Raw genomic sequence first — 7,185 nt, 5'->3', positions numbered from 1 at the left:
ACACTGCGGAGTCGCGGAAAGAAAAACACGCTATGCTAAATTACTCAGAGGACTAAAATGATTGAATTATGGAACGTAAGTAAAACATACGAGGCGGGAAACAAGGCACTGCGTAACATCAACATGACTGTAGCGGATGGTGAATTTGTTTTCATCATCGGCAGAAGCGGATCCGGAAAATCCACTTTGCTGAAAATGTTATTAAAAGAAGTGGAGCCCACCTCTGGTAAGATAATTGTAAATGATGTAAATTTAGGCAAGATGCCAAGGCGCTTTATCCCCAGATACCGCCGAAAGCTTGGCATGGTTTTTCAGGACTTCCGACTTTTAAAAGACCGGAATGTATATGAAAATGTGGCGTTTGCCCAGCGGGTCATCGGAGCCTCCACAAGAAGCATAAAAGAGTCAGTACCTGCTATGTTAAAGATGGTAGGGCTGTCTTCAAAGTATAAATTTTCCCCGCAGCAGCTTTCCGGCGGAGAGCAGCAGAGGGTCGCCATAGCCAGAGCGCTCATTAACAGACCCGAGATCTTATTGGCTGACGAGCCCACAGGAAACTTAGACGGGCACAACTCTATGGAGATTATGAAGCTATTAGAGGAGGTCAACAAACAGGGTACTACTGTGATTGTTGTTACTCACAGCCAGGAGATAGTAGACCGTATGAAGAAGCGGGTAATTATGATGGATCGCGGAACCATCATAAGCGATGAGAAAAAAGGCGGTTATACATATGAGAATTAGTACATTTTGGTATTGTCTGAAACAAGGTGTAATAAACATCTGCAAAAATATATTATTTTCACTGGCATCGATCGCAACCGTATCCGCATGCATTTTTCTTTTCTGTCTGTTCTTTTCCATTGTGGTTAATGTTCAGTATGTAGTAAAAAATACAGAGAGCACAGTTGGAATCACCGTATTTTTTGACGAGGGGCTTGATAAAAACAAAATCACCCAGATTGGAAATGAAATCAAGTCAAGAAAAGAAATAAAGGAAGTGAAATTCACTTCTGCTGAAGACGCATGGGCGGAAGCAAAGAAAGAATACTTCGGTGATATGCAGGATCTGGCAGAAGGGTTTGAAGAGGACAACCCTCTGGCCAACTCTTCCTCCTATACGATATTTTTAAATGATTTAACCAAACAGGATGAAATTGTTACCTGGTTAAATGGAATAGAAGGAGTAAGAAAAGTCAACTATTCCAAAACGGCTGCAGAAGGAATGAACAGCTTAAACAAGGTGATAGGAATCCTTTCCATGCTCATCATCGGTGTACTCCTGGCAGTTGCCATATTCTTAATCAGCAATACGATATCCGTAGCAGCCGCATTCCGGAAGAATGAGAACCAGATCATGAAGCTGATTGGTGCCACCAATTATATGATAAGAGCTCCTTTTGTAGTGGAGGGAGTGATCATCGGTCTGGTAGGGGCCTCCATTCCCCTGCTTGCTATTTATTTTCTGTATCGTTCTGCTGTAGAATATGTCGTGACAAAATTCAGCATATTATCCGGGTTGTTTCAGTTTCTTCCTGTTGATGCCATATTTCCTTATATGGCGGCAACGGCTATGTCGCTGGGACTTGGAATCGGATTTTTTGTCAGTTTCTTTACAATCCGCAAACATTTAAAGGTGTAAGGGGAGAAGTCCATGAAGCATGGAAAAAGACTGCTTGCTGTGGGGATCGGTCTTTTTATGACCGTATCATGTATATTTCCCTCCTATGGTACAAAGAATGAGGTAAATGATGCAAAGAAAAAAGCCAGTTCTTTAGAAGATGAAAAAAAGGAAGTGGAAAGTGCCTTAAAAGAGCTGGAAGGTTTAAAATCAGACGCTTCCGCTTATGTCAAAGGTATGGATGACAAGCTGGCTGATTATGATAAGCAGCTGACAGCGCTGACAGCTCAGATCTCAGCCAAAGAAGAGCAGATCAAAGCAGCAAAAGCCGACTTAGAAGCTGCCAGAGAAGCGCAGGAACATCAGTACCGGAATATGAAACTGAGAATTCAGTATATGTATGAGAAGGGTGAGACGAGCTATCTGGACTTGCTGTTTAGGTCCGCCGATCTCACCCAGCTTTTTAACCGGGCGGAATACATTAGAAGTATAACTGCATATGATAGAAGAATGCTGGAGGACTATAAAAGAACCAAAGAAGAAATCAGTCAAAGGGAAGTGCTTCTAAATGCAGAATATGAAAAGCTGCTGGGATTTCAGACTGCTGCCAGAGAAAAAAAGAAGGATGCTGAGGAACTTTTACAGGCTAAGAACCAGGAACTTGCTTCTTATCAGAACCAGATAGCTAAGAATCAGGAAAATTTATCTGAACTGGAAAAGGATTTGGCGGCGCAGGAACAGCGGATCATAGAAATGGAAGCTCTGATACGCAAACAGGAGGAAGAAGCGCGCAAAGCGGCGCAGAAGGCCGGGAAAACGTATAATACGGTGGCAATCGGGAATATTAAGTTTATATGGCCCTGTCCTTCTTCTGCAAGAATCACCTCTTCCTTTGGGGACAGGGATTCTCCAACCGAAGGAGCCTCTTCCAATCATCAGGGCATTGACATCGGGGCTTCCTCTGGTAACGATGTTTTAGCTGCTGCTTCCGGGACAGTAACGATCTCTACATACAGTTATTCTGCCGGCAATTATATTATGATTCATCACGGCGGAGGAGTTTATACTGTTTATATGCACTGTTCCCAACTCCTGGTTTCAGCGGGGCAGGAAGTATCACAGGGACAGTTAATTGGGAAAGTGGGTTCTACCGGATATTCCACGGGACCGCATCTCCACTTTGGGATCAGAGTGAATGGAAGTTATGTAAATCCAGTGAAATACGTAAGCCCATAATGAGCTAGATAGGAGAATGACAGTGGAAAATAAGAATAAATTTTGGAAAGGTGCCCTGGTCGGGGCGCTTCTTACCACGTTGGCAGGCCTTATAATAGTTGGCATGTCATTAGGTATTTTTTTAATTGGAAGAACTGCGATTGATGGAAAAGGACAGACAGCAGAATCTGTTCAGACAGAGAATCAGGATGGCAATCTGGATTTGAACCGGATTGTAGCGAAAATCCAGACGATTCAGAGTGTCATTGATAAGTATTATCTCTTTGATGAAGATAACAGCAAAGTGGAAGACTGGATTTATAAAGGAATGCTCTATGGCCTTGATGATCCATATACCGTTTATTATACTGCAGATGAGTATGAAAAGCTGATGGAAGATACGTCAGGGGAATATTGCGGAATAGGCGTGATGGTGAGTCAGAATGCCTCAACCGGAGTGATTACTGTGAGCAAGGTATTTGAAGGAACTCCTGGGGCTGAAGCGGGAATTCTTCCCGGCGATATCCTGTATAAGGTTGGAAGCAAAGAAGTGACCGGAGTGGATTTAGAGCTGGTAGTAAAAGACTTCATTAAAGGGGAAGAAGGAACGCCTGTTACAATCACCGTTCTTCGTAAGGATGCGGGTGATTATATCGACATGACAATGGAACGCCGCCAGATTACAGTACCCACTGTGGAATATGAAATGCTGGCTGACAATATCGGATATATCTCAGTAAGCCAGTTTGATACAGTGACCTCAGAGCAGTTTAAAGGTGCTATTGATGATCTGGAAAAAAAGGGAATGAAGAAGCTGGTGGTTGATTTAAGGAATAACCCAGGAGGGGTTGTGGATGCAGTGGTTTCCATGCTGGATTACATTCTTCCTGATGACCTGGTTATTGAAGGAGATCCTGATCTTGTCAGAACCAAGAAAAATAAGACACTTCTTGTATATATGGCGGATAAGAACGGAAAAGGTGACCAATATTATGCTTCGGACGGTCATGAGGTAGATCTTCCAATGGCAGTTCTGGTGAATGGCCAGTCTGCAAGTGCTTCCGAAGTTTTCTCCGGCGCTCTGAAAGCATATGACAGAGCAAAGCTGGTTGGAACGAAAACATTTGGAAAGGGAATTGTTCAGACCTTATTCCCGTTAGATAAAGGAACCGCAATTAAGATGACGGTTGCCCACTATTATACACCAAGCGGCTTTGACCTCCATGGAAAGGGACTTCAACCCGATGTCCCGGTAGAGTTAAAAGAAGAGTTGAAGTCTAAGATAAAGATTGAGCATGAGGAAGATAATCAGCTGACAGAAGCAATTAAAGCTTTTAATTAAAAATTAACAGCCCTTAAGAGACGGCAGAACTGTCTGTTTCTTAAGGGCTGTTTCATTACATGGAACAGGTTTTCAGTACACTTAGAAAATGTTCGCATTCCTCTTGCCTGGTGGCCCAGGAGGTGACCAGACGAATGACAGAGCGGTCCTCTTCTTTTTCCTGTATAGAAAATATAAATTCCTTCTGAAGCGTATTGATTACAGACTCAGGGAATATGGGAAACAGCTGGTTTGTAAAAGAGGGGGAGAAAAAGGTGTAACCCATGTTTCTAATTCCTTCTCTTAAAATATCAGCCATATCATTGGCATGGGAGGCCAGTTCATAGTAGAGACCATCTGTAAACAGTTCCTCAAACTGAATGCCAAGGAGCCAGCCTTTTGCCAGCAGAGCACCCCGCTGCTTCATCATGAAGCGGAAATCCGGTTTTAAATCCGGATGGGTGATAACCAGTGCTTCTCCAAAGAGTGCTCCGGCCTTAGTACCGCCGATGTAGAAAACATCAGTAAGTGCAGCGATATCTTTCACGGATAAATCATTCACCGTACTGGTCAGCGCTGAGCCGAGGCGGGCACCGTCTAAAAAGAGATACAGCTCTTTCTCCCGGCACAGACGGTGAAGTGCTTCCAGTTCCGCTTTGGAATACTGGGTTCCGATTTCAGTTGAGTTGGAGATATAAACCATCTTCGGCTGAACCATGTGCTCATCGGTATGATATTCAAACGCCTGGATAATTTCATCAGGAGTCAGCTTTCCTTCTTTTCCCGGCATAGCCAGAACTTTATGGCCGGTGGCTTCAATGGCACCAGTCTCATGTACGTTAATATGTCCCTGAGCAACACAGATCACAGCCTGCCACGGCCGCAGCGCAGTTGCTATGGTGATCAGATTGGTCTGGGTTCCGCCCACAATAAAATGAACATCAGCGTCCTTGCTCCCGGTCTCCTGACGGATTATCTCCCTGGCACGGGTACAGTGCTCGTCCAGCCCGTATCCGCCATTCTGAACCAGATTGGTCCGTGTCATTGCTTCCAGGATCTTTGGGTGAGCGCCTTCGCTGTAATCGTTATTAAAGCTGTACATATAATATCCTCCTGATCGTTAATGGTATAAAAAATATGATATACTAAATGGGCCGGATTTACAATGTGTATGAATCAGAAATAGTATAATCTTATGTTATAGTAAATATTCTTATCATGTATTATTATTATATTAGGGGCTGTGGTAAAATAAACAAAAGAATAGGTATTTACTTAGGAACAGGAGGAAGCCTTATGCCGTCAGGAGCGATTTTTAAATTTCATAATGATCTCGATACCGATCAGATTATTGGATCCCAGTATCTTTTATTGCCTGATCTTGAAGAAATGAAAGTACATACATTTGAATCTCTGGATCCGGAGTTTCCGAAGAAGGTAAAAGAAGGAGATTATGTGGTAGGAGGGGAGAATTTTGGCTGCGGTTCATCGAGAGAGCAGGCTCCGGGTGTTTTAAAAGCTCTGGGTGTAAAAGCGGTGATTGCAAAATCATTTGCCAGAATATTCTTTCGAAATGCAATCAATATCGGACTTCCGGTTATTGTATGTAAAGAACTTCCCGATGAAGTAAATACAGGGGACAGGATGGAGCTTTTCTTATCAGAGGGAATTGTCAGGGCTAACAATAAAGAGTATTCCTGCACAAAGCTTCCTGAATATATGCAGAATATTTTAAATCAGGGTGGTCTGATTGCATCTTTGAATAAGGAGGATTAAGGCATGGGAATGACAATTGCAGAGAAAGTGATAGCGGCTGCTGCCGGTGTGGATCATGTAAAACCGGGAGATATTCATACAGTTCATTTAGACCGCCTGATGAGCAATGACGGAACCACTCACTTAACGGTTGATATGTATCATAATAAGCTGACAAATCCCCGCATAGCAGATCCCGAAAAACTGGTCTTTATTGTGGACCATAATGTGCCTGCTGACAATCCAAAGACTGCTGCAGCACAGAAGAAGATGCGCAATTTTGCCAGAGAGCATAAGATTGACTTTTGGGAAGGAAAGGGTGTATGTCATCAGATTATGATGGAAAATTACGTCTGCCCAGGAGAGCTTATTTTTGGAGCAGACAGCCATACCTGTACGTATGGTGCCTTAGGCGCTTTCGGAACAGGAGTGGGCTGTACGGATTTTCTTTACGGCATGGTAACAGGCACATCCTGGGTGCTGGTTCCGGAATCAGTGAAATTCAATCTGGTAGGAAAACTGCCTGACGGAGTCTATCCCAGAGATTTAATGCTTACAATAATTGGACAAATCGGAGCGAATGGATGCAACTACCAGGTGATGGAATTTAGCGGTGAAGGGGCAAAAACGCTGAGTGTCAATGACCGCATGGTTTTGTGTAATTTATCCGTTGAGGCAGGAGCCAAAACAGGTATTTTTGAAGCAGATGAAATTGCGCTGGCGTATCTGGAAGAACGGGGAAGAAAACCGAAAGCAGTATATAAAAGTGATCCGGATGCAGTCTATGCAAGGGAATATACCATTGATCTGACTGCTATAGAGCCTGTTGTTGCCCGCCCGGATTTTGTGGATGATGTGGTTCCTGCAAAAGAGGTATGCGGCGTAAAAATAGATGAAGCATTTTTGGGCTCCTGCAACAATGGACGGATAGAAGAAATGAGAGTGGGTGCCGGGATAATTAAGGGAAAAAAGGTGGCAGACAGCGTCCGGTTCTTAGTTGTTCCCGCGAGTCTTGAGGTATATAAGCAGGCATTAAAGGAAGGTCTGATTGATATATTCATGGAAGCCGGTGCCATCGTAATGAATCCAAACTGCAGTGTATGCTGGGGAAGCTGTCAGGGAGTAATAGGGGAAAATGAGGTTCTGATCAGTACAGGAACCCGCAATTTCAAAGGCAGGGCAGGCCATCCAAGCTCTAAAGTATATTTAGGCTCTGCTGCTACCGTGACGGCATCAGCAATTGCCGGAGAGATAACACTTGCATAACAGAAGG

7 protein-coding genes are annotated in these 7,185 nt (G+C 43.7%); 6 read left to right on the top strand and 1 reads right to left on the bottom strand.

The features are described from left to right. Positions 1–57: 57 nt before the first annotated feature. The 4 genes from ftsE to RZO55_RS17865 are packed head-to-tail and all read left to right on the top strand — an operon-like array spanning position 58 to position 4,178. Positions 58–744, top strand: coding sequence for a cell division ATP-binding protein FtsE (ftsE, locus tag RZO55_RS17880; RefSeq protein ID WP_318065617.1), 687 nt, complete (start codon positions 58–60; stop codon positions 742–744). Continuing rightward, positions 734–1,642 (top strand): permease-like cell division protein FtsX, encoded by a 909-nt coding sequence (gene ftsX, locus RZO55_RS17875; protein WP_318065615.1) that lies wholly within the window; start codon positions 734–736, stop codon positions 1,640–1,642. The genes ftsE and ftsX overlap by 11 nt, the downstream gene beginning before the upstream one ends. Before the next feature lie 12 nt (positions 1,643–1,654). After that, entirely contained in the window at positions 1,655–2,857 is a 1,203-nt protein-coding gene (locus RZO55_RS17870; protein ID WP_318065614.1) for a murein hydrolase activator EnvC family protein, read from the top strand. A 16-nt stretch (positions 2,858–2,873) separates the two neighbouring features. After that, positions 2,874–4,178, top strand: a complete 1,305-nt coding sequence (locus RZO55_RS17865) for a S41 family peptidase (RefSeq protein ID WP_318065613.1) — start codon at positions 2,874–2,876, stop codon at positions 4,176–4,178. A gap of 55 nt (positions 4,179–4,233) precedes the next feature. Here the strand turns inward: RZO55_RS17865 and RZO55_RS17860 are convergent, their stop codons facing one another. Next, positions 4,234–5,259 (bottom strand): threonine aldolase family protein, encoded by a 1,026-nt coding sequence (locus RZO55_RS17860; RefSeq protein WP_318065612.1) that lies wholly within the window; start codon positions 5,257–5,259, stop codon positions 4,234–4,236. A 194-nt stretch (positions 5,260–5,453) separates the two neighbouring features. On the opposite strand from RZO55_RS17860, the gene RZO55_RS17855 reads away from it, so the two are divergent. Both RZO55_RS17855 and RZO55_RS17850 read left to right on the top strand, forming a co-directional pair. Continuing rightward, a complete protein-coding gene (locus RZO55_RS17855; RefSeq protein ID WP_318065611.1) occupies positions 5,454–5,933 on the top strand; it encodes a LeuD/DmdB family oxidoreductase small subunit in 480 nt (159 codons plus the stop codon). A 3-nt stretch (positions 5,934–5,936) separates the two neighbouring features. After that, complete coding sequence (locus RZO55_RS17850; protein ID WP_318065610.1) at positions 5,937–7,178, top strand: 3-isopropylmalate dehydratase large subunit; 1,242 nt, start codon at positions 5,937–5,939, stop codon at positions 7,176–7,178. The last annotated feature ends 7 nt before the right edge of the window (positions 7,179–7,185 follow it).

This window comes from Clostridium boliviensis (genome assembly GCF_033342255.1).
GTDB lineage: Bacteria > Bacillota > Clostridia > Lachnospirales > Lachnospiraceae > Lacrimispora > Lacrimispora boliviensis.
The sequence above is the reverse complement of the archived record's forward strand: the minus strand, read 5'-3'. Positions and strand labels throughout refer to the sequence as shown.

What these genes read in the sequence shown, in the direction of transcription:
- ftsE (WP_318065617.1), top strand. Translation starts at nt 58, where the DNA reads ATGATTGAATTATGGAACGTAAGTAAAACATACGAGGCGGGAAACAAG.
- ftsX (WP_318065615.1), top strand. Translation starts at nt 734, where the DNA reads ATGAGAATTAGTACATTTTGGTATTGTCTGAAACAAGGTGTAATAAAC.
- RZO55_RS17870 (WP_318065614.1), top strand. Translation starts at nt 1,655, where the DNA reads ATGAAGCATGGAAAAAGACTGCTTGCTGTGGGGATCGGTCTTTTTATG.
- RZO55_RS17865 (WP_318065613.1), top strand. Translation starts at nt 2,874, where the DNA reads ATGACAGTGGAAAATAAGAATAAATTTTGGAAAGGTGCCCTGGTCGGG.
- RZO55_RS17860 (WP_318065612.1), bottom strand. Translation starts at nt 5,259, where the DNA reads ATGTACAGCTTTAATAACGATTACAGCGAAGGCGCTCACCCAAAGATC.
- RZO55_RS17855 (WP_318065611.1), top strand. Translation starts at nt 5,454, where the DNA reads ATGCCGTCAGGAGCGATTTTTAAATTTCATAATGATCTCGATACCGAT.
- RZO55_RS17850 (WP_318065610.1), top strand. Translation starts at nt 5,937, where the DNA reads ATGGGAATGACAATTGCAGAGAAAGTGATAGCGGCTGCTGCCGGTGTG.